The organism is Curtobacterium sp. 22159 (genome assembly GCF_052045775.1).
Taxonomy (GTDB): Bacteria; Actinomycetota; Actinomycetes; order Actinomycetales; family Microbacteriaceae; genus Curtobacterium.
This window is the reverse complement of the sequence record NZ_JBQEPN010000002.1, coordinates 329699-353656: the sequence shown is the minus strand read 5'-3', so window position 1 is coordinate 353656 and position 23958 is coordinate 329699. Positions and strand designations below refer to the sequence as shown.

23 protein-coding genes are annotated in these 23958 nt (G+C 74.5%); 7 read left to right on the top strand and 16 right to left on the bottom strand.

Annotated features, from left to right (window positions below; all coding sequences use genetic code 11):
• Positions 1 to 19: 19 nt before the first annotated feature.
• The 6 genes from ACTJKO_RS03810 to ACTJKO_RS03785 are packed head-to-tail and all read right to left on the bottom strand — an operon-like array spanning position 20 to position 6539.
• Positions 20 to 682 carry a response regulator gene (locus ACTJKO_RS03810; protein ID WP_440685821.1) on the bottom strand — a complete coding sequence of 221 codons (663 nt, stop codon included), beginning with the start codon at positions 680 to 682 and terminating at the stop codon, positions 20 to 22.
• A complete protein-coding gene (locus ACTJKO_RS03805; RefSeq protein WP_440685819.1) occupies positions 679 to 1926 on the bottom strand; it encodes a sensor histidine kinase in 1248 nt (415 codons plus the stop codon). The genes ACTJKO_RS03810 and ACTJKO_RS03805 overlap by 4 nt, the downstream gene beginning before the upstream one ends.
• Positions 1923 to 2696, bottom strand: coding sequence for a DedA family protein (locus ACTJKO_RS03800; RefSeq protein WP_440685817.1), 774 nt, complete (start codon positions 2694 to 2696; stop codon positions 1923 to 1925). The genes ACTJKO_RS03805 and ACTJKO_RS03800 overlap by 4 nt, the downstream gene beginning before the upstream one ends.
• A 23-nt stretch (positions 2697 to 2719) precedes the next feature.
• The gene (locus tag ACTJKO_RS03795) at positions 2720 to 3598 is read right to left on the bottom strand and encodes a glycosyltransferase family 2 protein (RefSeq protein ID WP_440685815.1); all 879 of its coding nucleotides are present in this window, start codon (positions 3596 to 3598) and stop codon (positions 2720 to 2722) included.
• Complete coding sequence (gene rfaE2, locus ACTJKO_RS03790; protein WP_440685813.1) at positions 3595 to 5088, bottom strand: D-glycero-beta-D-manno-heptose 1-phosphate adenylyltransferase; 1494 nt, start codon at positions 5086 to 5088, stop codon at positions 3595 to 3597. The genes ACTJKO_RS03795 and rfaE2 overlap by 4 nt, the downstream gene beginning before the upstream one ends.
• Positions 5085 to 6539: an aldehyde dehydrogenase family protein gene (locus ACTJKO_RS03785; RefSeq protein WP_440685811.1), complete on the bottom strand. Its 1455-nt coding sequence runs from the start codon at positions 6537 to 6539 to the stop codon at positions 5085 to 5087. The genes rfaE2 and ACTJKO_RS03785 overlap by 4 nt, the downstream gene beginning before the upstream one ends.
• Positions 6540 to 6673: 134 nt before the next feature.
• Here ACTJKO_RS03785 and ACTJKO_RS03780 point away from each other — a divergent pair, with 134 nt between their 5' ends.
• Positions 6674 to 7762, top strand: coding sequence for a glycosyltransferase family 9 protein (locus tag ACTJKO_RS03780; protein ID WP_440685809.1), 1089 nt, complete (start codon positions 6674 to 6676; stop codon positions 7760 to 7762).
• Positions 7763 to 7969: 207 nt separating this feature from the next.
• Here ACTJKO_RS03780 and ACTJKO_RS03775 read toward each other — a convergent pair whose 3' ends face one another.
• The 7 genes from ACTJKO_RS03775 to ACTJKO_RS03745 form a co-directional block, all read right to left on the bottom strand.
• Entirely contained in the window at positions 7970 to 8674 is a 705-nt protein-coding gene (locus tag ACTJKO_RS03775) for an SDR family oxidoreductase (protein ID WP_440685807.1), read from the bottom strand.
• A 91-nt stretch (positions 8675 to 8765) separates the two neighbouring features.
• Positions 8766 to 10208 carry a PfkB family carbohydrate kinase gene (locus tag ACTJKO_RS03770; protein ID WP_440685805.1) on the bottom strand — a complete coding sequence of 481 codons (1443 nt, stop codon included), beginning with the start codon at positions 10206 to 10208 and terminating at the stop codon, positions 8766 to 8768.
• The gene (locus tag ACTJKO_RS03765) at positions 10205 to 10828 is read right to left on the bottom strand and encodes a D-sedoheptulose-7-phosphate isomerase (RefSeq protein ID WP_440685803.1); all 624 of its coding nucleotides are present in this window, start codon (positions 10826 to 10828) and stop codon (positions 10205 to 10207) included. Before ACTJKO_RS03765 ends, ACTJKO_RS03770 begins: the two co-directional genes overlap by 4 nt.
• Positions 10825 to 12147, bottom strand: a complete 1323-nt coding sequence (locus ACTJKO_RS03760; protein ID WP_440685801.1) for a glycosyltransferase — start codon at positions 12145 to 12147, stop codon at positions 10825 to 10827. The genes ACTJKO_RS03765 and ACTJKO_RS03760 overlap by 4 nt, the downstream gene beginning before the upstream one ends.
• A complete protein-coding gene (locus ACTJKO_RS03755) occupies positions 12144 to 13145 on the bottom strand; it encodes a glycosyltransferase (RefSeq protein ID WP_440685799.1) in 1002 nt (333 codons plus the stop codon). The genes ACTJKO_RS03760 and ACTJKO_RS03755 overlap by 4 nt, the downstream gene beginning before the upstream one ends.
• A gap of 53 nt (positions 13146 to 13198) precedes the next feature.
• Positions 13199 to 14281 carry a glycosyltransferase family 9 protein gene (locus tag ACTJKO_RS03750; protein WP_440685797.1) on the bottom strand — a complete coding sequence of 361 codons (1083 nt, stop codon included), beginning with the start codon at positions 14279 to 14281 and terminating at the stop codon, positions 13199 to 13201.
• On the bottom strand, positions 14278 to 14829 hold the full coding sequence (locus tag ACTJKO_RS03745; RefSeq protein WP_440685795.1) for a D-glycero-alpha-D-manno-heptose-1,7-bisphosphate 7-phosphatase: 552 nt from the start codon (positions 14827 to 14829) through the stop codon (positions 14278 to 14280). Before ACTJKO_RS03745 ends, ACTJKO_RS03750 begins: the two co-directional genes overlap by 4 nt.
• A gap of 106 nt (positions 14830 to 14935) precedes the next feature.
• On the opposite strand from ACTJKO_RS03745, the gene ACTJKO_RS03740 reads away from it, so the two are divergent.
• From ACTJKO_RS03740 to ACTJKO_RS03730, 3 genes are all read left to right on the top strand, one after another.
• Positions 14936 to 15937, top strand: coding sequence for a glycosyltransferase family 9 protein (locus ACTJKO_RS03740; protein ID WP_440685793.1), 1002 nt, complete (start codon positions 14936 to 14938; stop codon positions 15935 to 15937).
• Positions 15938 to 15987: 50 nt separating this feature from the next.
• Positions 15988 to 16344: a PRC-barrel domain-containing protein gene (locus tag ACTJKO_RS03735; RefSeq protein ID WP_440685791.1), complete on the top strand. Its 357-nt coding sequence runs from the start codon at positions 15988 to 15990 to the stop codon at positions 16342 to 16344.
• A gap of 89 nt (positions 16345 to 16433) precedes the next feature.
• Positions 16434 to 17447 carry an SGNH/GDSL hydrolase family protein gene (locus ACTJKO_RS03730; RefSeq protein WP_440685789.1) on the top strand — a complete coding sequence of 338 codons (1014 nt, stop codon included), beginning with the start codon at positions 16434 to 16436 and terminating at the stop codon, positions 17445 to 17447.
• A 23-nt stretch (positions 17448 to 17470) separates the two neighbouring features.
• On the opposite strand, the gene ACTJKO_RS03725 is transcribed toward ACTJKO_RS03730, so the two are convergent.
• Positions 17471 to 18313: a universal stress protein gene (locus tag ACTJKO_RS03725; RefSeq protein ID WP_440685787.1), complete on the bottom strand. Its 843-nt coding sequence runs from the start codon at positions 18311 to 18313 to the stop codon at positions 17471 to 17473.
• Positions 18314 to 18413: 100 nt separating this feature from the next.
• Between ACTJKO_RS03725 and ACTJKO_RS03720 the strand changes: the two genes are divergently transcribed.
• Both ACTJKO_RS03720 and ACTJKO_RS03715 read left to right on the top strand, forming a co-directional pair.
• A complete protein-coding gene (locus tag ACTJKO_RS03720) occupies positions 18414 to 18875 on the top strand; it encodes an NUDIX domain-containing protein (RefSeq protein WP_440685785.1) in 462 nt (153 codons plus the stop codon).
• A 145-nt stretch (positions 18876 to 19020) separates the two neighbouring features.
• Entirely contained in the window at positions 19021 to 21039 is a 2019-nt protein-coding gene (locus tag ACTJKO_RS03715; protein ID WP_440685783.1) for an MSCRAMM family protein, read from the top strand.
• Between the two features lie 203 nt (positions 21040 to 21242).
• Here the strand turns inward: ACTJKO_RS03715 and ACTJKO_RS03710 are convergent, their stop codons facing one another.
• Entirely contained in the window at positions 21243 to 22604 is a 1362-nt protein-coding gene (locus ACTJKO_RS03710; RefSeq protein ID WP_440685780.1) for an MFS transporter, read from the bottom strand.
• Between the two features lie 238 nt (positions 22605 to 22842).
• Positions 22843 to 23622: a hypothetical protein gene (locus ACTJKO_RS03705; RefSeq protein ID WP_440685778.1), complete on the bottom strand. Its 780-nt coding sequence runs from the start codon at positions 23620 to 23622 to the stop codon at positions 22843 to 22845.
• 91 nt (positions 23623 to 23713) lie between these two features.
• Here ACTJKO_RS03705 and ACTJKO_RS03700 point away from each other — a divergent pair, with 91 nt between their 5' ends.
• Positions 23714 to 23917 carry a hypothetical protein gene (locus ACTJKO_RS03700; RefSeq protein WP_440685776.1) on the top strand — a complete coding sequence of 68 codons (204 nt, stop codon included), beginning with the start codon at positions 23714 to 23716 and terminating at the stop codon, positions 23915 to 23917.
• Positions 23918 to 23958 lie beyond the last annotated feature (41 nt).

Below are 23958 nucleotides of genomic sequence, written 5' to 3'. Positions count from 1 at the left end.
CGACACCGGCGTCCCGCGGTCAACCGGCAGGCGTCACGAGCCCGATCTCGTACGCGAGGACGACGGCGTGCACGCGGTCCCGCAACTGCAGCTTCGCCAGGATGCGCCCGACGTGCGTCTTCACGGTCTGCTCCGCGATGAAGAGGTCGCCGGCGATCTCCCCGTTGGAGCGGCCACGGGCGACGAGCAGGAAGACGTCCCGTTCGCGGTCGGTCAGGACGTCGAGCACCCTGGTGCGTGGTGCCGCGGGCGTCGGGGTGGCGACGAACGCCTCGACGAGGTGCCGGGTCACGCGCGGCGCGAGCAGCGAATCGCCCTCCGCGACCGTGCGGACGGCCTGGACCAGCTCGTCGGCGCTCGCGTCCTTGAGCAGGAAGCCGCTCGCCCCGGCGCGGAGCGCGTCGAACACGTAGTCGTCGATGTCGAAGGTCGTCAGCATCACCACGCGCACCGGCCGGTCCGCGGGCGCCGCGGTGATCCGCCGGGTCGCCTCGATGCCGTCCATCTCGGGCATCCGCACGTCCATGAGGACCACGTCGGGCTGCAGCCGCACGGCCTCGACCACGGCGTCCGCTCCGTTCGCGGCCTCGCCCACGACCTCGAGGTCGTCCTGGGCCTGGAGGATCGCCCGCAGCCCCATGCGGAACATCTGCTGGTCGTCGACCACCATCACACGCGTCATCGGGTTCCTCCGTCGGCCGCCGGTCGCGGCGTGGTCGTGGTCGGCAGGGCCGGCAGCACGACGTCGACGCGGAAGCCGCCGTCGTGGTCCGGACCGTGGTCGACGGTGCCACCGAGCGACGACACCCGTTCGCGCATGCCCGCCAGGCCGAAGCCCCCGTCGTCCGGGGGAGCGGTCGGCACGCTGCCCGCCGGTGGCGCGTCGTTCGCGACCGCGACCGTGAGTGCGGTCCCGCGGTGGGCGACCGTGACGGTCGTGGGGGCGCCGGGGGCGTGCCGGGCGACGTTGCCGAGCGCCTCCTGCACGATCCGGTACACGGTGAGCTGTGCGATCCGGTCCACGGCGTCGTCGTCCTCGGTGTCGACCTCGAGCCGGAGGGCGACCGGGATGCCGGCGGCACGGGTGGCCTGCACCAGGGCGGCCAGGTCGGCCAGCCGCGGCTGCGGGGCACGCTCGGCGTCCGACTCCCCGCGCAACGTGCCGAGCAACTGCCGCATCTCCCGCAAGGCCGTGCGTGACGTCTCGGCGATGGCGGCGAACTCGTCGCGTGCCGCGGGCGGCAGGTCGGCGACGCGGTAGGGCGCAGACTCGGCCTGCATGTGCACCACGGACATGCTGTGGGCGACGACGTCGTGGAGCTCCCGCGCGATCCGCGACCGCTCCTCGACGGTGCGACGGCGCGCCTGTTCGAGGTCGACGTCACGACGGGCAGCGGCGAGCTCCTCGCGGATCGACCGTCGCTGCCCGATCACGATCGCCGCCGCCGCGACGATGAGGGTGTCACCGGCGGTCACGACGAAGCTCGTCGCCCAGACGTCCGGCTGTGCCCACCGGCCGGGCGTCACCGCGACGAGCGCGAGCGTCACGACAGCGGCCGCCGCCCAGACCGTGGTCGTCAGTCGCCAGGACGCGCGGACGCCGAGCACGACGAGCAGCACGCTCAGCCCGATGATGCCAGTGACGGGCACGGGCCACGGGCCGGCCGTGCCCGGTGCCGTCAGGAGCCCGAGGGCCGCGAGCCCGGCGAGGTGGGCGACGGACGACCCGCGCGGGAACAGCGGGGCGAGGCCGAGGCTCAGCGACAGCACCGCCGACACGAGCATCGCGAGGGGGACCGGCACACCGTGGACGACCGCCGTGACCGGGGCGGACACGGCGAACAGCGTCACCGCGCTGACGACGAGACCGACCCGGGCGGCGACGGGGATCCACGACGTCCGGGACGGCTTCGACGGGCTGGTCACGGGCGGGCGGTCCCTCCGGTGGGCTGGATGCGGGGCGCGGGTCGGGTGGCCGCGGGGGCGTCGGTGCCGACCGTGGTCGCCCCGGCGCGGGCGGCGGCACGTGCGTCGCGCCTCCGGGTGACTCTACCGATCACCCGGTCGACGACGATGCCGAGTCCGGCCGCGACCACCATCGACACGATCGCGGCGACGACGGGCTCGTGCAGCACGCTCGACGCGGCGAGGGCGATCCCGATGGACGTCGCCGACCAGGCCAGTCCGGCGACGGAGCTGATCGCGAGGAATCGGCGGTAGGGCAGCCGGGTCGCGCCCGCGGTCATGTTGACGGCCACCCGTCCGACGGGGATGTACCGCCCGACGAGGATGAGGCTCGCGGAACGCCGACGCATCTGCTGCTCGGCGAAGGCGAACGCCGCGGCGATGCGCGGCCGCTTCGACCGCGCCAGCCGTGCCAGTCCGATCCGGCGTCCGAGCCAGTAGGCGACCGAGTCGCCGGCGACCGCCCCGACGGCGGCCGCGACGAACACGGCGGCGAGGACGGGCTGCCCCGAGGTCGCGGCGACGGCGGCGACGGCGACGAGGGCCGACTCGCTCGGCACCGGCGGGAAGAACCCGTCCACCAGGCAGAGTGCGGCGAGGACGACGTAGACGAGCGGGCTCGCGGCCAGTTCGACGACGAGCGGGGTGATCTGGTCGAACACGGACGGCTCCCTCCGCCGACGGATCTCGTCGACGTGGACGACGCTACGGAGGTCCCGGACGGCTGCCATCCCGCCGGGGTCTCGACCACCCCCTACCGCGGTATGACTTCCCCTTGGTCGAAGAACACGTCCGGGGCGTCGACCCGACGGTCCCGCACGGTCGTCGGCGCCTCGAGGTGCACCGCCCCCGACGGCAGGATGCCCGCGCCGCCGAAGCGCTCCATGACGCGCCACTGGGCGACGACGTCCTCACCGGCGTGCTCGGGCGGGAGCGCCGGCCAGAAACCGAAGCCGCCGACGGTCTCCAACGCCTCCCGGTCGTAGAGCACGCACGCGCCCACCCAGGCGACGCGGTACGGCACCCAGCCACCGGGCTCGACGTCGAGCGCCGCAGCGAGGTGCGTCGGGTTCGCGGCGTTGTGCAACGACCAGCGGTCGAACGCCGGTGTGCCGCGGCGCACCACCTCGGGCACGACCGGACCGTCCCACCGCTCGAACACCGCCGTCTCCGCGGGCCGACGATCGGCGAGGTAGGACAGCCCCTGCACCGGGCTGCCGATGAACCCGCAACCGGTGCTGCGCAGCGCATCGAGCATCCGCGCGACCGAGCCCGGTTCGAGCCAGACGTCGTCGTCGAGGAAGAGCACCGCGGGAGCGGTGGCGTGGTCGAGGAGGAACTGCCGGTGCTCGGCCAGACCGCGCCGCTCCGGGTGGGTGAGCAGCGTGACGGGGCGTCCCTGCGCCTCCAGGACCCGCAGCATCGCCGCGACCGCCGGCTCGGAGGCGGCGTCCCCGCCCGCCGACTGGTCGCTGAGCACCAGCCGGAGGTCCACCTCGACCTGCGCCGCGAGGCCCGCGAGGGTCGTGGCCAGTTCGGCCGGACGTCCGACGGTCGGCACGAGCACGTCGACGTCGACCCCGCGGGCCGGGTCGGTCGGCTCCGCCCACGATCCGGACCAGCGGGCGGTCACGGCGCGGGGTCCGGCTCACGCCGGGCGGCGGCCTCACGGATGCGGCGGACGACCTCGGTGGTGGAGTGCTCCGGCACGTAGTCGACCATGACCACCTCGCCGCCGTAGCCGCGCACCACCTCCGTCTCGCGCAGCATCTCCGGCGAGTAGTCGCCGCCCTTGACGTACACCTCGGGTCGGAGCCGCTCGATGAGGGGGATCGGGGTGTCGGTCGCGAACACCGTGACGAGGTCGACGCAGGCCAGCGCCGCCAGGACGCCGGCGCGGTCCTCCGCCGGGTTGATCGGACGCTCCGGACCCTTCAGGCGGCGGACGGAGTCGTCGTCGTTGAGGGCGACGACGAGCAGGTCGCCGAGGTCACGAGCCTGCCGCAGGTAGGTGGTGTGTCCGCGGTGCACGACGTCGAAGCAGCCGTTCGTGAACACCACGCGCCGTCCCGCCTGGCGGGCACGTTCGACGGCGGCGGCGAGTTCGTCGTGGTCGACGACCGTCGCAGCGGGGGCGGTCACGGACTCGAGCAGGGCAGCGGCCGTGCAGACGGAGGTGCCGGCCTCGCGCACGACCACGTCGGCCGCGGCCTGTGCGACGGCGACGGCGTCACGGAGGGGTGCCCGGACCGCGAGCGCGACGGTGGCGGCCGCGCAGAACGTGTCGCCGGCCCCGGACGCCTGCTGCTCGGACGCCGGCGTCGCCCGGGTCCGGAAACCGTGGTCCTGGCCGGGCTCGAGCAGGACCGTGCCGTCGCGGTCGAGCGTGACCACGGCGGCGTGCGCTCCCGTCCGGGCGAGGACGTCCGAGCGGGCGTCGACGATCGCGGCCACACGTTCGGAACCCACCCCGAGCTCGCGACCGAGGAGGGCCGCTGCCTCGCCCGCGTTCGGCGTGACGAGGTCCGGACGGAGCGAGGACCACCGGGTGAGGTCGTGTGCATCGACGACCACGGCAGCGGGACGGTCACGGTCGAGCATCGGGACGACCTGCTCCGGGCGGACGCCCAGTCCGTAGTCGCAGACCACGGCGGCGTCCGCACAGCGGACGGCACGCGCGACGGCCTCGGCCAGGCGTGCTCCGTCGTCGGCCGAGGGCGTCTCGGCGAGCTCGTCGACGCGGACGACGACGCGATCGCCGCCGACGACGCGGGACTTCGTGGTCGTCCGGGCGCCCGGGACCTCGACGAGGAACGAGGTGTCGACCCCCGCCGCGTCCAACCGCTGGCGGAGCACGGCGCCGGACTCGTCGTCCCCGATCAGTCCGACCATGCGGACGCGCGCGCCGAGGGCCCTGGCGTTCACGGCGGTGTTCGCCGCGCCGCCCGGGACCGAGACGGTCTCGGTGACGCGGACGACCGGGGCGGGCGCCTCACGCGAGACGCGCTCGGCTTCGCCGACGGTCCACCGGTCCAGGATGCAGTCGCCGATGACCACCACGAGCGGTTCGCGGTCGTCGACGGTCGCGACGAGGTCGCGGACGAGTCGGACGTCGACGCTCATTCCGCACCTCCGGTGGGACGGGCGGGGGACCCGACGGCCGCTGCGGCGGCGGGCGGGGCCGGTTCGAGGTGCACGACCGTCGTGGTGGTCATCTCGTCGAGCAGGTGCGGGCCGTACCCGTAGCCGGCGCCCGACGCGCCGCGGGGTTGGGCGCTCCCGCCGGGCGCTCCGCCGAAGACGGCGTTCACCTTGACGGTCCCGACTGGGAGCGCCGCCGCGGCGCGCAGCGCGTTCCCGGTGTCGTTCGTCAGGACGGTGGCGGCGAGCCCGTACCGGTCGGCGGCGGCGAGCCGGAGGCCCTCGTCGAAGTCCTCGACGACGCGGACCGGCGCGATCGGGCCGAACGTCTCCTCGGTCATCGCCAGCATGTCGTCCGTGACCTCCGTGAGGACGGTCGCAGGGTAGAAGGAGCCGAGGCCGCCCGGGGTGACGCCGCCGGTGCGCACCGAGGCACCGCGCGCCACTGCGTCGTCCACGTGGGACTGCACCGTGCGCCGGAGCCGGTCGTCGACGAGCGGTCCGTACTCCGACGCCGCGGAGGCGGTCCGACGCTCGGCCTCGGCGACGAGTGCGGCGACGAACGGCTCGGCGACCTCGCGGTGCACGTACACCCGTTCGACGCTCGTGCAGATCTGCCCCGTGTTCGCGAACGCACCCAGGGCGACCTGCGACGCGGCCCACTCCGGGTCCACGCCGGCGTCGACCACGACCGCGTCGTTCCCGCCGTTCTCGCGGATCACGTGCGCGCGGGTCCGGGCCGCGACCTCGGCGAGACGATCACCCGTCGCCGTGGAGCCCACGTGGGCGTACACGTCGATGCCGTCCTGCTCGAGCAGCAGCTCGCCGGTGGTCCCGTCGCCGTCGACACCCACGAGGACGCCGTCGGGCAGGACCTCGGCGATGAGCGCGTTCAGCCGGGCGATCGTGGCGGGGGAGCGCTCGCTGCCCTTGTGCACGACGGTGTTGCCGGTGACGATCGCAGCGCCGAGGATGCCGCACGCCACCGCGACCGGGTCGTTCCACGGCGTGAGGGCGAGCACGACGCCACGGGGGTGCGGCACCGACCAGTCGGCGGCACCGTACTGGCCACGGAGGGCCTCACCGCGGTGCACGGGTCCCAGCTCGGCGTACTGCACGAGCGTGCCCACGCCCGCTTCGACGCCGCCGAGCGCGTCGCCCGGGACCTTGCCGGTCTCGCGGGTGTTGAGGTCGGCGAGCTCCTGCGCGTGCGCCCGGACGTTCGCGGCCGCGGCGTGCAACAGCGCGCCCCGCTCGGCCGGTGCGGTCCGTGCCCACGCCGGGGCCGCCGCTCGTGCACGGGCGACCGCGTTCCGGACGTCGTCCTCCGTCGACCGGCGCGTGGTCGACGCGACGGACCCGTCCACGGGGTTCGTCACCACCAGGTCGCGGTCGAGGTCGGCTTCGGTCGAGAGCGGGGCTTCGAGCGTCATGGGGTCCTTCCGGCAGACGGGCGGGAGTCGAACGCTGCTCGTGGTCGGCTGGACGCGCTCTCGGCTTCGCGCTTCTCGTCCATCCACGCCCGCTGCTGGGGAACCGACCGGAGCAGAACCGGTAGACGTGGTGTGTGCAACAGATCGGGAACGGTGGAGAACGCTTCGACGACGTGCGGGAGATCGCGGTGCTCCGCGGTGGGGGACTGGGCGACCTCATGTTCGCCGTCCCCGCGATCGAGGCGCTGGCTGCCGCGTACCCGCAGGCCCGCGTCACGCTGCTCGGGAGCCCCTCGGCACCGGCCGTGCTCGCCGGACGGACCGACGCCGTGCACGCGTTCGAGGAACTGCCGGTCGTCCCCGGGGTCCGCGACGCGGGGGACGACGCACCCGAACCCGAGGAGTTCTTCGACCGCCTCGCCGGCCGCTTCGACCTCGCCGTCCAGCTGCACGGCGGCGGTCGGAACTCGAACCCGTTCCTGCTCCGGCTCGGCGCCCGCCACACGGTCGGCACCGCGACGGAGGACGCCGAGGTCCTGGAACGCTGGGTGCGGTACGTGTACTACCAGCACGAGGTCCTCCGGGCGCTCGAGGTGGTGTCGCTCGCCGGTGCGGCCCCGGTCACGCTCGACCCGCGGGTCCGGGTGCGGGACGACGAGCGGGACGCCTGGCGCGAGCGGCTCGGCGTGACCCGGAAGCTGCTGGCCGTCCACCCCGGCGCGACCGATCCGCGCCGCCGGTGGAGTCCGGAGCGGTTCGCCGCGGTCGCCCGGGCACGGCTGGCGGCCGGGGACGACGTCGTGCTCGTCGGCGACCCCTCGGACGTGCCGGCCGCTGCCGCCATCGTCGACGCGCTCCCGGCGGACGCTGCCGACCGCGTGCACGACCTCACCGGGTCGCTGCCGCTGACCGAGCTGCCGGCGGTCCTCGCCGCGGCCGACGTCCTCGTGGGCGACGACTCCGGGCCGCGCCACCTCGCCGTGGCGGTCGGCACGCCGACGGTGGGGGTGTTCTGGTTCGGGAACGTCGTCAACGCCGGGCCGTTCGACCGCGGGCGCCACCGGGTGCACATGTCGTTCGTCACACGGTGCCCGGTGTGCGGGATCGACGTCACGCAGGTCGGCTGGTCGGCGGAGCGCTGCGAGCACGACCCGTCCTACGTCGACGAGGTGCAGCCGGAGGCGGTCCTGCAGGACGTCGAGGACCTGCTCGCGACCACCTGACGGCCGGGAGGCGCGCGGCGGCGCGACCGGCGGCGCGATCGGCGGCGCCGGTTGCGCGATCGGTGGCGGCGAGCGGGCAGGACACGCCGTGCGTGCTCGGTCGAGTGGGCGGAACCGGTCGGCGCGGCGCGCCGAGCGTGACGTGTCTTGCGTACTCGACCGTGGCGGGAGACGGACGGGNCCCGTCCGTCTCTGGCCGGGTGAGGCCTACGGCCAGCTCGGCTCCGTCGCCGGCATGATCGACAGCTCGCGGATCTCGCAGCCGGCGGGCTGGGCGAGCGCGAACAGGATCGAGTTCGCCACGTACTCCGGCTCGATGAGCTGCGCGTCCGGGCCCGGCTTGTACTGCTCCGTCCGGCCCTCGAAGAACGCGGTCCGCATGCCTGCCGGGATGATGTTCGTCACACCGACACGGCCCGCGGTCTCGGCGGCGAGGGCCTGCGAGAACCCGCGCACGCCGAACTTCGACGCGGAGTAGGCGGTGCCGTCGCCGACGCCCTTGAGCGCGAGCGACGAGGAGATCGTCACGACCCGGCCGTGCGTGGCCTCGAGTGCGGGGAGCGCCGCGCGCACGACGGCCGCCGTGCCGAGCAGGTTCACCGCGACGATCCGCTCCCAGTCGCCGGACGAGATGCCGCCGATGGGCGCGGGCTTGTCGATCCCCGCCGCCGTGACCACGGCGTCGAGGCCGCCGTGGCGTTCTGCCGCCTCGCGGACCGCGCGTTCGGTCGCCTCGGTGTCGGTCACGTCGACGGCGACGGCGTCGAGGCCCTCGGGCACGGCGTCGACACGCAGGTCGAGGACGATCGGCGTGCCGCCGGCCTCGGTGACCGCGGCGACGACGGCCGCTCCGAGTCCGGAGGCGCCGCCGGTGACGAGGACACGGCCGATGGGGGTGGTGGGGACGGGCATGGACTTCCTTCCGTAGGGGCGTGGTGCGGTGTGGCGGACGCCAGGCGCGGGGCGGTGCCGCTCCGCGCCTGGCGTCCGGCGGGTGGTGACGTCAGCCGACGCGTTCGATCGCGGCGGCGAGCCGCGTGGTGGAGCGTCCGGGGTGGAACGGGACCGTGACGACCCGTCCGCCCCACTCCGCCAGGGTCGCGGACTCCGGCAGTTCGCTCGCGGTGTAGTCGCCGCCCTTCGCCCACACGTCCGGGCGGAAGCGGCGGAGCGCCTCGTCCGGGGTGTGCTCGTCGAACACCACGACGGCGTCGACGCAGTCCAGGGCGAGCAGGAGTTCGACGCGGTCCTCCTGGCTCATGATCGGGCGGTCGGGTCCCTTCAGGGCGCGGACCGAGCTGTCGGAGTTGAGGCACACGACCAGGCAGTCGCCGAGGGCCCGTGCCGCGGACAGTGTGCGGGCGTGGCCGGCGTGCAGGAGGTCGAAGCACCCGCCGGTCGCGACGACGGTGCCGCCGGCGCTCCGGACGTCGTGCACGAGACGCATCGCGTCGCGGTCGGCACCGGGGACCCGGACCGGGGCGGGGCCGTCGTCCGCGAACAGGGCGGTGACGCCACCGGCAGCGAGGTACTCGGACGCGGCGGTCACCCCGGCGGTGACCGCGTCGGTGACGTCCGCGCCGGAGGCGAGTGCGACGGCGACGCTCGCGGCGAGCCGGTCCCCGGCGCCGCACGGGTCACCGGCGCTGACCGACGGAGCGGGGACGAACCGGTTGCCGGAGCGTCCGTCGGCGACGAGCGCGCCACGGTCGCCCAGGGTGACGGCGACCGCGCCGACGCCCCAGCGTGCGACGAGGTCCTCCGCGGCCTCGGTCGCGAAGGGGACACCCTGACCGGCGAGCCCCGTGAACCCCTTCGCCTCGGCGGCGTTGGGGGTCGCGACGGTGATGCCGGGCACCGGTTCCGCGCCCTTCGGGTGCGGGTCCCACACGACGGGGACGCGCTCGGCGACGCGTGCCAGGGCCTCGCGCAGCCCCGGGGCGGCGGCCACCCCGCGTCCGTAGTCGGCGACGACCACGGCGTCGACGTCGCCGAGGGCAGCGACCATCGCGTCGGTGGCGTCCGGGACGGGCGGGGTCGCGCAGCCCTCGTCGATCCGGACGAGGGCGTGGTCGACGACGCGCACGCGGGTCTTCACCGGGGTCGGGGCGCCGGACGGGCCGGCGACGACCGTGACGTCCGGCAGGAGGTCGCGGATCTCGGTCGCCCGGTCGTCGTCGCTCAGGACGGTGACGAGGGTGGTGTCGTGGCCGTCGCGCGCGAGCATCGTGGCGACGAGGCCGGCGCCGCCCGCTCGACGGTCGTCGGTGTGGACGTCGACCACCGGCACGGGAGCGTCGGGGCTCAGTCGTTCACTGGTGCCCGAGACGTCGATGTCGAGCAGGGTGTCGCCGACGACCGCGATGCGGAGGGGGCTGCGACCGCGCCCGGGCTGCGCTGCGCCGTGCGGCGACGCTGCGCCCTGGGGCGACGCTGCGGCCGTCATCGGCGACCGCCGCGGCGCAGGGCGGGCTCCATGGCCCGGCAGAGCGCGTGCACGAGCACCAGCTGCGCCTCCTGCACGTTCGCCGAGGGCCCGTCGATGCAGATCGCGTCGTCCACCGCCTCGGCGAGCGGGTTCGGCCGCGGACCCGTCATGGCGAGCGCACGGGCCCCGACGGCGCGGGCGGCCTCGGCGGCCCGGAGGAGGTTGGGGCTCTTCCCGCTGGTCGAGAGCAGCACGACGACGTCCCCGGCGCGGGCGTGCGCCGACACCTGGCGGGCGAAGACCTCGTCGTAGCCGTAGTCGTTCCCGATCGCCGTCACGGCCGAGGTCTCCGCGTGCAGCGAGATCGCGGAGTAGGCGGGGCGGTCGCCCTGGAAGCGGCCGGTGAGCTCCGACGTCAGGTGCTGCGCCTCGGCGGCGGACCCGCCGTTGCCCGCGGCGAGCAGACGACGGCCGGCGACGAGCCGGGCGGCGATGTCGTCCGCCCAGTCCGCGATGTGGTCCTTGTGGTCGACGAGCGACGCGATCACCGGGACGGAGGCCGCGACGTGGTCGAGCACGACGCGGGCACTCGCGGTGTCGGTCTCCTGCTCGATCCCGGTCTGCTGGTCGATGGTCATCGTGCGTTCCTCTCCGTCGGCTGTGCGGCGCGGGCGACCCGGCCGGCGTGGGTGGTCCGCGCGCGTGCGGTGGTCGGCGACGCGCTCACGGCGGTCGTGCCGGCGAGCAGCCGCTCGTAGACGCGCTCGCTGTCCGCCGCGACCTTCTGCCACGTGTAGCGCGCTTCGGCACGCTCGCGTCCGGCGCGTCCGTAGGCCTCGCGGCGCTCCGGGTCGTCGAGCAGCGACCCGACGGCGGCCGCGACGGCGGTCTCGTCGCGCGGCGGGACGTGCAGGCCGGTCGCGTCCTCGACGACCGTGTCGATGAGGCCGCCGACGCTCGACGCCACCACGGGGCGACCGCAGGCCATGGCCTCGAGCGGCACGATGCCGAACGGCTCGTACCAGGGAGCGCACACGACGACGTCGGCGCTCCGGTACACGGCCGGCATGTCGTGCTGCCCGAGCTGCCCGCGGAACGTGACGTGGTCGCGGATCCCGAGGGAGCGGGCGAGGGCGTCGAGTCGCTGGTACTCGGGATCGTCCGGCAGGTCCGCTCCGGCGACACCGGCGCCACCGACCACGACGAGTTCCACCTCGCGGCCCTCGTCGACGAGCTGCGCGAGCGCGGCGATGGTCGTCCCGACGCCCTTGCGGCGGACGAGCCGCGACGCGGAGAGGACGCGGAACGGACGGTTCCGTTCCTCGACGGGTCCGTCGGGGCGGAAGAGCGAGGTGTCGACGCCGCACGGCACGACGGAGATGCGGTGCAGCGGCACGCCGAGTGCCTTGAGCTCGAACGCCTCGTCGGAGCACGTCGCCACGACCTGGTCGACGCTCCGGCCGACGGCGGGTTCGATCCACTCGCGTTCGGCGGGGCTGGTGTCAGCGGCGCCCTGGTGGCGGCGCTTCACCACACCGAGCGCGTGGAAGGTCTGCACGACGGGGATGCGGACGCCGCCGGTGCGTGCCTGCACCTGGGCGACCGCCTCCAGGGCGGCGTGCCCGGACATCCAGAAGTGCCCGTGCACGACGTCCGGGCGGTCGACGAACCACTCGGCCGCGAGCACCGACGCGAACGTCCCCATGTACGGGAACAGCTCGTCCTTCGGGACGGCGCGGGCGGGACCTGCGTCGACGTGGACGACCTCGACGCCGGGACGCAGCGGCACCCGCACCGGCTGCGAGGCGTCGTCCCGGCGGGTGTACACCGTGACCTGGTGGCCGCGGTCGGCGAGCGCCCCGGACAGCTCGGCCACGTGGACGTTCTGCCCCCCGGCGTCGACTCCGCCGAGGACCGCGAGCGGACTCGCGTGCTCGGACACCATCGCGATCTTCATCGCAGACTCCCTTCGAGTGCGGCTCCCGCCGCCGTGTGCCGCCGCGCTCCGCGCGAGACGGCGTCGTCGAGCAGGTCGTCCCAGTCGGCGGTGAACCGGCCGAGTGCGTGTCGGGCCAGTGCGGCCTCGCGCGCGACGGCGCCGCGTCGTCGCGCTTCGTCCGGGTCCTCGGACAGGGTCCGGGAGGCGCGGACCAGCTCCTCGACGTCCGTCGCGATCGCGCCGGCCTCGGCGGGGACGGTCCGGGCCGCATCCGTCGTCGCGAGCACGAGCACCGGCATCGCCATGTGCATCGCCTCGATGAGCGAGAGGCCGAGCGAGGTCCACCGGTTCGGGTGGACGTAGGCGCGTCGTTCGGCGAGGGCGGCGTGCATCGGGTCGGACGGGACGTCACCGCGGGCGACGACGCGGTCCCCGAACCCGAGTTCGACGAGCCGTTCGGTGCCGATGCCCCAGACGTCGACCGGGGCCACCGTGGCGAACCGGGGCAGCAGGTCGGTGCCGACGACGCGGTTCCGGCGGACGGGCTCGTTGATGACGACGCCGAGGCGGTCGAGCGTGCCGGTGTAGATCGGCCCGGGGTCGACGACGCCGTGCTCCACGACGGTCGTGCGGGTGGTGCCGCAGTCCCACATGAGCGCGTTCCAGTGCGTCACGTGGGCGATCGTGAGGTCGTCGCGGTCGCGGAACGGGTGCAGGCTGTTCGGCACGTCGACGCGCGGTGCGTTGTGCTCCACGAACACCATCGGGACGTCGCGACCGGCGAGCAGTCGCCGTGCTTCGTCGAACTCCTCGGTGCGCTGCAGCACGACCACGTCCACCTCGGCCTCGGCGACGTCCGCCGGGTCGATCTCGATCGCGGACGCCGGCCAGTCCCGGCCGCCCCGGCCGAGGCCCCAGGCGTCGCGCGCCTCGGTCGTCGGGATGAGGTACTCGTGCGGGCCGCGGACGAAGGCGTCCATCCAGCCGCCGTGCACGTGCCACACGAGGATCCGCATGCAGGGCCTTTCGTCGGGGTCGTCAGGAGGAGAAGGAGGAGCAGTGGCGCACGCTACGCACGGGCGTCTGTCGTCCCACGCAGGTTCGTGTGTTCCATCCGGGAAGCGCGGTCCAGGAGTCGCTCGTGGGCTGCCAGCACGTCCTCGACGCGGACGTCGGAGAGGCAGGGGTGTCCGGGCACGGGGCACTCGCGGGCACGGCTCAGTCGGCACGGCGCCGACTGGTCGCCGAGGAGTTCCACGAGCGGGGCGTACGGGGCCCACTTCACGGCGGGGACCACGGGCGAGAACAGGCTCACGACGGGGGCACCGACGGCGGCGGCGAGGTGCGCGGGTCCGGTGTTCCCGACGACGACCACCTCGGCGCCGGCGAGCACGGCCGCGAGTTCGGCGGGCGACGTCCGTCCGCCCAGGTCGATGCCGGTCGTGCCCGCCACCGACGCGGTGAGTTCCCGTTCCCCGGGGGAGCCGGTGACCACGACGGGCACCCCGCGCTCCGCGTAGGCGGCGACCAGCTCGCGGTGTCGTGCCTCGGGCCAGGACCGGGCCGGGACGCTCGCGCCCGGGTGCACGACGACGTACCGGTCGAGCGCGGCGACGACCGCGGGTGCCGCCGCGTCGCGTCGGACGGCCAGGCCGCCGGTGTCGCCGGAGGGCAGCCGGAACCCGGCCGCCTCCGCGATCCGCAGCGCGCGCTCCGGTTCCGGCAGCTCCTCGGGGAGGTCCTCGCCCGGCCGCAGGCGGACGTCGAGGAGCGAGCCGGGGTGGTCGACCGACGCCCCGGTGATCCTGGGGACACCCGCGAGCCGCAGGAGGAGGGCCACGGGCAGCGGCGACTGGTGGAACGAGGTGAGGACGACGGCCTCGTCGGGCTGCACCTCGGTCACCAGGGCGCGGAACTCGCCGAGCACGGCGTCGTCGATCGGGCGGGCGGTCTCGGTGACCCACGGCGCCGCCCACACCCGCACCTGGTCGACGCCCGGCAGGAGCGCGGCGGCCGGCGCCCCCTGCGGGCCGCAGAGCATCGTCACGTGGGACGCCCCGGCGGCGACCGCCCGGACGGCGGGACCGGCGACCAGGACGTCCCCGAAGGAGTCCAGCCGCACGACGAGGACGCGCGGGCGGTCGTCGGTCACGACCGGACCGCCGCGGTGCGCGCGAGCACGAGGGTGACCGCCTCGTCGAGGTCGGCCGCCACGGTGGTGGCAGCGTCCACCTCGTCCTGCCGGGTCCGGTCGGTGGGGACGAGCACGCCCTGTGCGCCGGCGGCGACCGCGGCTCGGACGTCCGCGCCGATGTCACCGACGACGACGATCTCGGCGGGGGAGATGCCCAGCTGCTCGGCGGCGTCGAGGACCATGCCCGGGCGCGGTTTCCGGCACCGGCACCCGTCGTCGGCGTCGTGCGGGCAGACGCGCCACACGTCGAAGGGACCCACGAGTTCGTCCACCCGTGCGTTCGTCGCGTCCACCTGGTCGCGGGTCGCGAGGCCCTTCGCGATGGCGGACTGGTTCGTGACGACGCCCAGCGCCAGTCCGGCGGCGCGGGCGCGTTCGACCGCGCGGTGTGCTCCGGGCACCGGCACGACGAGGTGCGGATCGGCGTTGTAGGGGACGTCGATGACGAGCGTGTCGTCGCGGTCGAAGAGCAGGCCGCGGATGACGCGGTCCGGAGCGAGAGCCATGCTCCCTGGATACCGGCGCGCGGCATGGCGTCCGCGCAGGAAGCGTGGTGCGCCGAGGACGCGTGGCCGGACACGCTCCCCGTCGCCGGGGGCTAGCGTCGGACGGGTGACCGCCGTCGACTCCCTGCCCCCGTCCGACGGGCGCCCCGAGCTCCTCGTGCTCCGCGCCATCAAGCTCGGCGACCTCCTCGTCGCCGTGCCGGCCCTGCACGCACTGCGCCGGGCGTTCCCCGACCACCGGATCACGCTCGCCACCACCGCGTGGCTCGCGCCGGTGGTCGAGCTCCTGCCGGAGGTCGACGTGCACCTCGCGCAGCACGGGCTCGACCACCCGATCGGCGCCGATCGCGGCGTCGTCGACGTCGCGGTGAACCTGCACGGTGCGGGCCCGGAGTCGTCCGACCTGATCGCGGCGCTCGGCGCCCGTCGGGTGATCGGGCACGCCGACCCGGTGCACGGCTTGGACGGTCCGGTCTGGCCGGACGACGTCCACGAGCGCGAGCGGTGGACCCGACTGCTCGACTGGCACGGCATCCCCGCCGACCCGGACGAGGTCGCGATCGCGCGCCCGGCGGCCGACCCGGCCCTGGCCGGCGCAGCGGTCGTGCACATCGGCGCGTTCCACGGGGCGCGGCACTGGCCGACGGACCGCTTCGCCGAGGTGGTGCGCGTACTGCGAGCGCGCGGCCTCGACGTCGTGCTGACGGGAGGCGCGGACGACGTCGAGCGCGCCGCCGCCGTCGCGCGGGCGGCCGGGCTCGGAGAGGAGGCCGTCCTCGCCGGCGTCCTCGGGTTGCAGGAGTTCGCCGGGGTGATCGCCGCCGCGCGGTTGGTCGTGACGGTGGACACGGGGGCCGCGCACCTCGCGTCGGCGTACGGCATCCCGTCCGTCGTCGTGTTCGGTCCCGCTCCGCCCGAGGCGTGGGGGCCGCCCGCGTCGGGGCCGCACGTCGTCCTGACCGACGCCTCGGTTCGCCTCGGCGACGTCTTCGCCGAGGACCCCGATCCGGCGCTGCTGGCGGTCGGGGTCGCCGACGTGCTCGCCGCGGTGGACGGGCTCGGTGTGCACGGGCCGGATGCTGTGACCGGCGGCGTGGCCTCCCGGTAGCGTCGCCGACGAGCAGCTCGGACACGCCGGGTGCTCGTGAGGAGACGAACGTGTTCGAAGCCGCGAACATCCGGGACTGGATCGGGCTGCCCGTCGTGGACGAGTCCGACGACAAGATCGGGAACCTCGAGAGCATCTACTACGACACGGCGTCCTCGGAGCCGGCGTTCGGTGCGGTGACCACGGGGCTCGTCGGGTTCCAGAAGCTCGTGTTCGTGCCGCTGCTCGGCGCCCTCGTCGCCCCGAAGCACCTCCGTGTCGCCTACCCGAAGAAGCTCGTCAAGGACGCGCCGACGATCGCCACCGACGGTGAACTCGACGCGGCGCTCGAGCCGGAGCTCTACCAGCACTACGGGCTGCCGTACCAGACCGGCAGCGGGGGCGAACGCCGACTCGGCCGACGCTGAGCGACGGCCGCTAGCCTGGTCGGTCCGACCCGTCCCTGGAGGCCGACCTGATCCGTTCCGTCCGTTCGACGTCGCTCGCGGCGCTGGCGGTGCTCGTCGTGGTCCTCGGGACCGTGCTCGGCGGTGCCACCGGTGCGACGGCCGCCCCGATGTGGCCCGTGCCGGTGCCGTACCCGGTGACGGACGACCCGGCTGAGACGCTCGCCGCGGTCCCGCCCGGGAGCGAGTACGTCGCGCTCGGGGACTCGTACTCGGCCGGGTACGGACTGTCCGATCCCACCCGGTTGCCGACGAACGCGTGCGGGCAGTCGGCGCGGGACTACCCGCACCGCGTCGCAGCCCGGTTCGGACTCGCGCTCACCGACGTCACGTGCGCCGGCGCGACGAGCGAGGACGTGACGAGTCGCTCGCAGTTCCGTGGCGTTCCGCCGCAGGTCCGCTCGCTCTCCGCCCGCACACGCCTGGTGACCTTGACGATCGGCGGCAACGACGCGGACCTCTTCGGCACCGCGGCCTCGTGTCTGGCGCTCTCGGCGCAGGGCCCGGTGTTCTCGGGTCGGGACGCCCCGTCGTGCCGGAGCACCCTCGTCTCCGACGGCGTCGACCAGCTCGGCGCGAAGATCGATTCCCGCGTGGCGCTCGGCATCGCGGACACCCTGGCGGCAGTCAAGCGGGCCGCCCCGAACGCCGTGATCGTGTTCCTCGGGTACCCGGCGATCTTCCCGGACGCCGACCACACGCCGAAGGGCGGTTGCTTCCGGTCCGCACTCGACCTCGGCTCCCTCGCCGGGTCCTTCCCCGAGGACTCGTACCCGTTCACGAACACCGACGTCCGCTACCTCCACCGCGTCCAGGAGCGGCTGAACGACGTCTCGAGGTCCGCTGCCGACGCAGCCGGGGTCCGGTTCGTCGACGTGTTCTCGTCGACGCAGGCGCACTCCGCGTGCGCGACGCGCAAGCCGTACGTCTCCGGCGTCTCCCTGGACGGCTCCGCCAACCTGCGGCGCATCGACCTCCAGCCGGGTGCCCTGCACCCGAACCCGCGTGGCGTGGCGTACCTCGCCAAGCGCGTCGCGTCGGCGGCCCGGGAGCTCGCCGGCTGACCCGCGGTGTCGGCCGGCCGGCGTCAGGCGCTGACGCCGACCGGTTCGGTGTGGGCCGCGGGCGGGACGACGCAGACCGGCGAGACGGTCTCGCGCAGGACGTCGTGGAGCACCGCGCCCGACAGCGCCCGGACGTGACCGAGGCCGAGCACCACGAGCGACGCCCGCCGGGTGTGCGACGCGATGGCGTGCCCGGGGTGCCCCTCGACGAGCAGCGGGTGGAAGCGCACGTCCGGGTGACGCGCGGTGAGCTCGGCCGTCACCCGCTGCAGCAGCTCGGCGTTCCGCGCCCGCCAGCGCATCGGGTCCTCGGCGAAGTCCGTCAGCCCCGTCCGGGTCAACACGGGCATCTCCCACGCTCGCAGGAGCGTCACGCGGCGGTGCCGACGGTGTGCCTCGTCGACGGCGATCGCGACGGCTCGTTCGTCGATCGGTTCCTCGACCGCGAGCACGACGTCGCCGTCGATCGGGTGCGGCCCGTCCGGCACGACCACGGTCGGCACCGCCGCACGTTCGGCCACGCGCGCCGGATCGCCCCCGGCCGTCGACCCCCGCCGACCGCGGTACGTCCCGATGACGAGCAGGTCGCCGCCGTCGGACTCGTCGACGAGCGCCGTAGTGAAGGGTCCGGCGTGCCGTCGCACCTCGACCTCGGCGTCCGGCAGCGCGGCACGTGCGGCGTCCGCGAGGGCGTCGGCGACCCGCTTCCCGTCGGGCCCGGCGCGGCCCTCGATCGCCGGGTCGACGCCGATCACGCGGATCCGGCGTGCCTCGGCGCCGATGCGGTCGGTGATCCAGCGCAGGGCTTCGTCGTGCGGCTTCGCCGCGTCGGCGGCCAGGGTGACCGTCGTCCACTGTTCGTCCATCCCGATCGACCTCCTCGTCGCGGGGCCTTCCGGGGCGTCGCGTGGCGCTCCGTGGCTCGCAAACTACTCCCGCTGCGGAGCCCGCGTAGCGTTGCGGAGCGTGGGTGTGCTGAGTGCGGGACTGCTGCTGTACCGGGACGGCGACGACGGCGTCGAGGTGTACGTCGCGCACATGGGCGGACCGTTCTGGCGTGGACGTCCGCGGGCGTGGTCGATCCCGAAGGGGCTGGCCGAGGGCAGCGAGGACCCCCTCGAGACCGCGCGTCGGGAGTTCGCGGAGGAGATCGGCGTCCCCGCACCCGACGGTCCGCTGCTCGACCTCGGCGAGGTCCGGCAGTCGTCGGGCAAGGTCGTCCGGGTGTTCGCCGTCGCCGCACCGGGCTTCGAGGTCGACGAGGTCCGGTCGAACACCGCCCGCATCGAGCTCCCACGCGGTTCCGGCCGGTTCGTCGAGGTCCCCGAGGTCGACGAGGCACGGTGGGTGTCGGTCGACGGAGCACGGACGCTCCTCGTCGCCGGTCAGGTCGCTGCGCTCGACCGGTTGATCGACGCGATCGGTTGATCGTCGCGAGCCGTCGGTCCGGTCGACCGGATCAGCGTGCGCCACCCCGGTCCCCGGGGCGATCGCGTTCCGGGCGGTGTTCGCGGTCCGGGGATAGCTTGGACCGGCGTCGTGGCACGCGGCGCTCGGAGCAGGGGAGTGTTGCATGCGGCGATGGCGGGCGGTCACAGCGGGGCTGACGGGGATCGTGCTCGGGGCGGGGTTGGCGGTCGGTGGGGCGACGAGCGCCTCGGCCGCACCGGCCGGGCACTGGGGCACGTTCACCCTCAGCGGGACCAACAAGGACTACACGGGCACGATGACGCTGCCCGGGTTCCCGGACACGACGTTCACGTCGGATTCCCGGCAGTCGACGGTCGTCAGCGGCGCTTCGACCTGGCAGGGTCCGTCGACCGGTCCGGGCGCTGCCTACGGTTCGAGTCGTGGCAACACGTACCTGAACCAGCGACCGAACGCCGACTCCCCGACGGCGAGTGCGGCGTCGACCACCACCTACACCTTCGACGGCCCGACGCCCGGCAACGGGAGCTGGTCGTTCGTCCTCGGTGACATCGACGCCGACCAGGCGACGATCGCCGCGACCCTGCAGGGCGGTGCCGCGGCGTCGGCGGCACAGCTCGGGTACCAGGGCTCCTACAACTCGTGCTCCTCGGTCTCGCCCGGCGGCTGGTCGTGCCCTGCCGATCCTGGTGGCGTCCCCGCCGGGAAGGACGTCCCGACCTGGGACCCTGGGACGCGCACGCTGACCGGGAACACCGCCGCGAACGACACCTCCGGGGCGAGCGCGTGGTTCACGCCGACCGTCCCGCTCGAGACGTTGACGATCACGTACCAACAGCGCAGCGGCTTCCCCGTGTACCAGACCTGGTTCGCGAACCGCACCGCCGGGATCAGCGGCACGGCGACGCTCGACGGCGCGCCGATCCCCGGCGCGACCGTCACCGTGACCGCCCCGCGCGGCACCGTGTACACGACGACGGCGAACGCGGACGGCGCCTACGCGTTCCCGCAGCTGCCCGTGATCGGTGGCTACACCGTGGCGGTCACCCCGCCGGACGGCGCGACCGGTCCGGACCAGCCGATCGTCGTGTCGCTCAACACCGCCCCTGGTGGAGCGGATGCCGTCGCGGACTTCCCGTTCACGACGCCCGACCCGGCGACCACGTCCGTGATCGGCACCGTGACCGACTCAGCGGGCAACCCGGTCGCGAACGCTCCGGTGGTCGTCACCGACCCGGCCGACCCGGCCGGACCACCGCTCGTCGACACCACCACGAACAGCGCAGGCGCCTACACGGGCTCTGACCTGCCCGCCGGCACCGACCTCGCCGTCTCGGTCGCCGGCGCGCCCGCGACCACGATCACCACCGGTGCTGCGGGCGGCGCACCGACCGAGCCGGACGCGGTCGTCGCCCCCGCTGCGGTCGTCGCGACGATCACCGGCGTCGTCTCCCTCGACCGCACACCGGTCCCGGCCGGCGCCGTCGTCGAACTCGTCGACGCGGACGGTGCGGTCGTCGGTTCGGACACGACGGACGCCGCCGGTCGGTACACGTTCGCGACCGTCGCCGGCACCTACACGGTCCGCACCACCGTGCCGGTGCCCGGTGCCACGGGCTCGACCGCGAACCCCGTGACGGCGACCGCCGGGACGACCGTGCAGTCGAACCTCCAGTTCGCGACCCCCGCGGCACCGGTCGCCGTCACGACGAACATCCCGGGCAGGGTGCTCGACACGAACGGCGCCGCGGTGCGCGGTGTCGAGGTCACGGCGACGCCGACCGACCCGGACGCCGGCGCCCCGGTGCGCACGACCTCGGGCTCCGACGGGACGTTCGACCTCAGCGGACTGCAGCCGGACACCGAGTACGTGGTCGCCGTCGAGGGGGCGGACCCGGTCACGATCACGACACCGGACAGCGGCGCCGCGGACGCGATCGTGTTCGCAGTCGCGGCCGTGGCGCCGAGCCCTTCCGTCAGCGCGTCGGCCGGCACCACCCCCGTGTCGACGGTCGGTGGCACGCCGACGGGTGGCGCGCTCGCCTACACCGGTGCGGACGTGACGCCGGGGATCATCGCGGCAGGCGTGTTGGTGCTCCTCGGCGCGGGCCTGCTGACCTTCCGAGCGGTGCGCAACCGCCGCCGGAGGCACCTGCAGGACTGATCCACCCTGCGAGCGGGGCGGGAGCGGCGCTGCCGGTCCCGCCCCGCCGCGCTGCCGGTCCCGCCTCGCCGGACTCCGCCAGCGCTCCCGAGGGTGCACGACACGCCGCGTGCGTGTCGCCGAAGGGCCACGAAGCGCCGCTTCCCGAGGCCGAGAGTGACGGATCGGGCACACTCGCGAAGGCGAGCGCGTGCGCGCGTGCCTCAGCGGCGCCGCTGCGTCGGCACGGACGCCGTGGCCACCGCGACCGACCCGGTCAGGGTCTGTAGCGCACGCGACACCACCGGCACCGACGTCGTGACCACCGCGAGCGACGACGTGATCGCCTCGATCGACGATGTCGACAGGTGCTCCTGGTGGTGCGAGTGCACCGGGAAGCCCCGACGCGCCGCGACGACCACGCCGAGCGACCCGAGCAGCACCGCGGCACCGGCGAACGGCACGGACTGCAACCCGATCGTGCCGAGCGCCTGGCCGCCGATCGCCGCGCCGGCCGCGATGCCGATGTTCGACGCGCCGTTGACCAGCGCTCCCGCGATGTCGGGCGAGACGCCGCCGGTCCGGATCGCCGCCGCCATGAAGAGCGTGCCCGTCGTGCCGTTCGCCGCCATCCAGAGGCCGGCGACGACCATCGTGCCGAGCAGGGACCCGTGCACGAACGGCAGCGCCGCGAGTGCGCCGGCCATCACGGCGACGGCAGCGATGAGGGTCTGCCGCGGGGCACGGTCGACGAACGTCCCGGCGAGCCAGAGCCCCACCACGCCCGTGCCGCCGAGCAGCAGGAGCGCCCCGCTCACCATGCCGGAGGCGAGTCCGGCATCGACCGCGTACGGGCCGATGTACGTGTACACGACGTAGTGGCCGGCGAACAGCAGCAGGTCGGCGACCACGACCGAGAGCAGCCCCGTCCGTGCCCATGCACGAGGCGAGCCGATGTGCGGCGACGACGCACCGCGGACACTCGGCAGGAAGAGCAGCGCGACGACGGCGAGGGTGGCGGCCGCGACGGCGACGGCGCCGACGGCGGGACGCCAGCCGACCGACTGCGCGGCCCAGGTCGCGACGGGGACGCCGATGACGAACCCGAGGGAGCTGCCGGAGTAGACGAACGCGATCGCCCGGCCGGCGAGCCGCGGCGGCACGATCCGGGTGGCGTACGCCGAGGCCACGGAGAAGAACAGTGCGTGGGCGACACCGCCGACCACCCGGCCGGCGCAGACGACCGCGAACGAGGGCGCGAGCGCGATCATCACGTTCGACACCGCGTAGCCGACGAGCGTCGACACGAGGACCGCCTTGCGCGGCAGCCGGGCGGTGAGGGACGTCAAGGGGAGCGCCAGGATCGCCACGGCCGCGGCGTAGACGGTGACGACGATGCCCATGGTCGACTCGGACACGCCGAGGTCGGCACTCATTGTGCCGAGCAGCCCGACGGGCATGAGCTCCGTCGTGATCGCGAAGAACGTCGCGAGACCGAGCACGGCGATGCCGACGATCGAACGGGTGGTGACGGTGATCGGCCGCGTGTTCGTCGACACGGCCGAGGTGGTGGTGTTGGTGGACACGGTGCTGACCTCCTCCGGGGAACGGTGGAGCGCGCGTCGGTGCCGTCGTGACGTGACGACGACTCGTCCGGTGGGTGCCGGTCGACGATGCGCGCTCGCTGTGGTGTGTGGGTTGTGGGTACGACTCCACGGCGAGTGCGCTCTTCCAGTGTTGCACGCCCCGTCCGGGCGACGCGAGAGCGTTGGCCGTGAAAGTCCTCGGAGCGCTCCAACGGCGGTGGGACCGAGGCATTCCCGATCAGTTCTCGTTGGTCACGGTGCCCTGTACGCCTCCGCCGCGGAGCGTCAGCGTCAACGTGCCGCTCATCGACTGCGCCGACAGCGACACCGAGCCGTGCAGCGCGTCCGCCCGGGGGTAGCAGGCGGAGGTCGACTCCAGGCGGTTCGCGGTCGCCACCAGGCAGATCGTCGAACGGTCCGTCCCGACGCCCGCCCACACGGCCCACGGCGTCTGGAGTGAACCGCCGTCCAGCTCGCGGTTCGTGAAGATCAACCGGGTCGTCCGCAGGCTCACGGGCGCCTCGACCGGTCCCGGCAGCTGGTCCGCGTAGGTCTGCGGCTCGTCGAGCAGGTCCTCCAGCGTGATCGTGCCGGCGCTCGGCGTGACGCTCGGGGCTGCCGCCGTGTCCGGGCGCGAGGTCCCGACGACCGTCCCGGCCGCGAACGCGACGCCCACGGCGGCCGCGACGCCGAGCGTGATCCAGATCCGTGGTCGGCCCATCCAGGGAGCGCGCGCGGTCCGGTCGTGGCCCGGGAGGCGCGGTTCGGCCCCGTCGGCGTGGGTCACCGTGGTCTCGTCCCCACCCGGCTCATCGTGCTCGTCCGCGCCGGTGGGGCCCGGCGTCGGTACGGCCCGCTCGAGAGCGGGAGCGGGAGCGGCGGGAGCGTGGTGCCGCCGGTGTCGACCGAGCTGTTCGAGCGCGGCCCGGGCCTCGGCTGCCTCCGCATCGGAAGTCGCACCGCCCCAGGCGATCGCCTCGAGCCGTGCTCGCTCTGCTGCCACGTCGTCGTCGGCCATGTGCACTCCCGGTCCGGTCGCACTGTCCTGCTCATCGTCCCACCGCCTCCGGGTCGGCGCGCGCCCAGTTCGTGGGGCGTAGACGGGTGTGATGAGCGACAAGCGCGATCCCGATCCGGAGACCCTCGAGCCGCTGAGCCACGACACGCAGTCCGGCGAGGCCGACTACGTGGCGACGAGCCCGGGTGGATCGGGCACCGAGCGGCACGTCCCGCTCCCGGAGGAGGAGCAGGGGCGCGGCACCGAGTACGACCCCGTCGACCAGGGCCCCCAGCAGGAAGGGCAGGGCGGCTGACACCGGCGGGCGGAGGGCGGGCGCCGGGCGACGGCGCGCGT

Bases quoted from the DNA above. Each gene is read 5' to 3' on its own strand.
- ACTJKO_RS03810 (WP_440685821.1), bottom strand. From the start codon at position 682: ATGACGCGTGTGATGGTGGTCGACGACCAGCAGATGTTCCGCATGGGG.
- ACTJKO_RS03800 (WP_440685817.1), bottom strand. From the start codon at position 2,696: ATGGCAGCCGTCCGGGACCTCCGTAGCGTCGTCCACGTCGACGAGATC.
- rfaE2 (WP_440685813.1), bottom strand. From the start codon at position 5,088: ATGAGCGTCGACGTCCGACTCGTCCGCGACCTCGTCGCGACCGTCGAC.
- ACTJKO_RS03785 (WP_440685811.1), bottom strand. From the start codon at position 6,539: ATGACGCTCGAAGCCCCGCTCTCGACCGAAGCCGACCTCGACCGCGAC.
- ACTJKO_RS03775 (WP_440685807.1), bottom strand. From the start codon at position 8,674: ATGCCCGTCCCCACCACCCCCATCGGCCGTGTCCTCGTCACCGGCGGC.
- ACTJKO_RS03770 (WP_440685805.1), bottom strand. From the start codon at position 10,208: ATGACGGCCGCAGCGTCGCCCCAGGGCGCAGCGTCGCCGCACGGCGCA.
- ACTJKO_RS03765 (WP_440685803.1), bottom strand. From the start codon at position 10,828: ATGACCATCGACCAGCAGACCGGGATCGAGCAGGAGACCGACACCGCG.
- ACTJKO_RS03760 (WP_440685801.1), bottom strand. From the start codon at position 12,147: ATGAAGATCGCGATGGTGTCCGAGCACGCGAGTCCGCTCGCGGTCCTC.
- ACTJKO_RS03755 (WP_440685799.1), bottom strand. From the start codon at position 13,145: ATGCGGATCCTCGTGTGGCACGTGCACGGCGGCTGGATGGACGCCTTC.
- ACTJKO_RS03745 (WP_440685795.1), bottom strand. From the start codon at position 14,829: ATGGCTCTCGCTCCGGACCGCGTCATCCGCGGCCTGCTCTTCGACCGC.
- ACTJKO_RS03725 (WP_440685787.1), bottom strand. From the start codon at position 18,313: ATGGACGAACAGTGGACGACGGTCACCCTGGCCGCCGACGCGGCGAAG.
- ACTJKO_RS03715 (WP_440685783.1), top strand. From the start codon at position 19,021: ATGCGGCGATGGCGGGCGGTCACAGCGGGGCTGACGGGGATCGTGCTC.
- ACTJKO_RS03705 (WP_440685778.1), bottom strand. From the start codon at position 23,622: ATGGCCGACGACGACGTGGCAGCAGAGCGAGCACGGCTCGAGGCGATC.
- ACTJKO_RS03700 (WP_440685776.1), top strand. From the start codon at position 23,714: ATGAGCGACAAGCGCGATCCCGATCCGGAGACCCTCGAGCCGCTGAGC.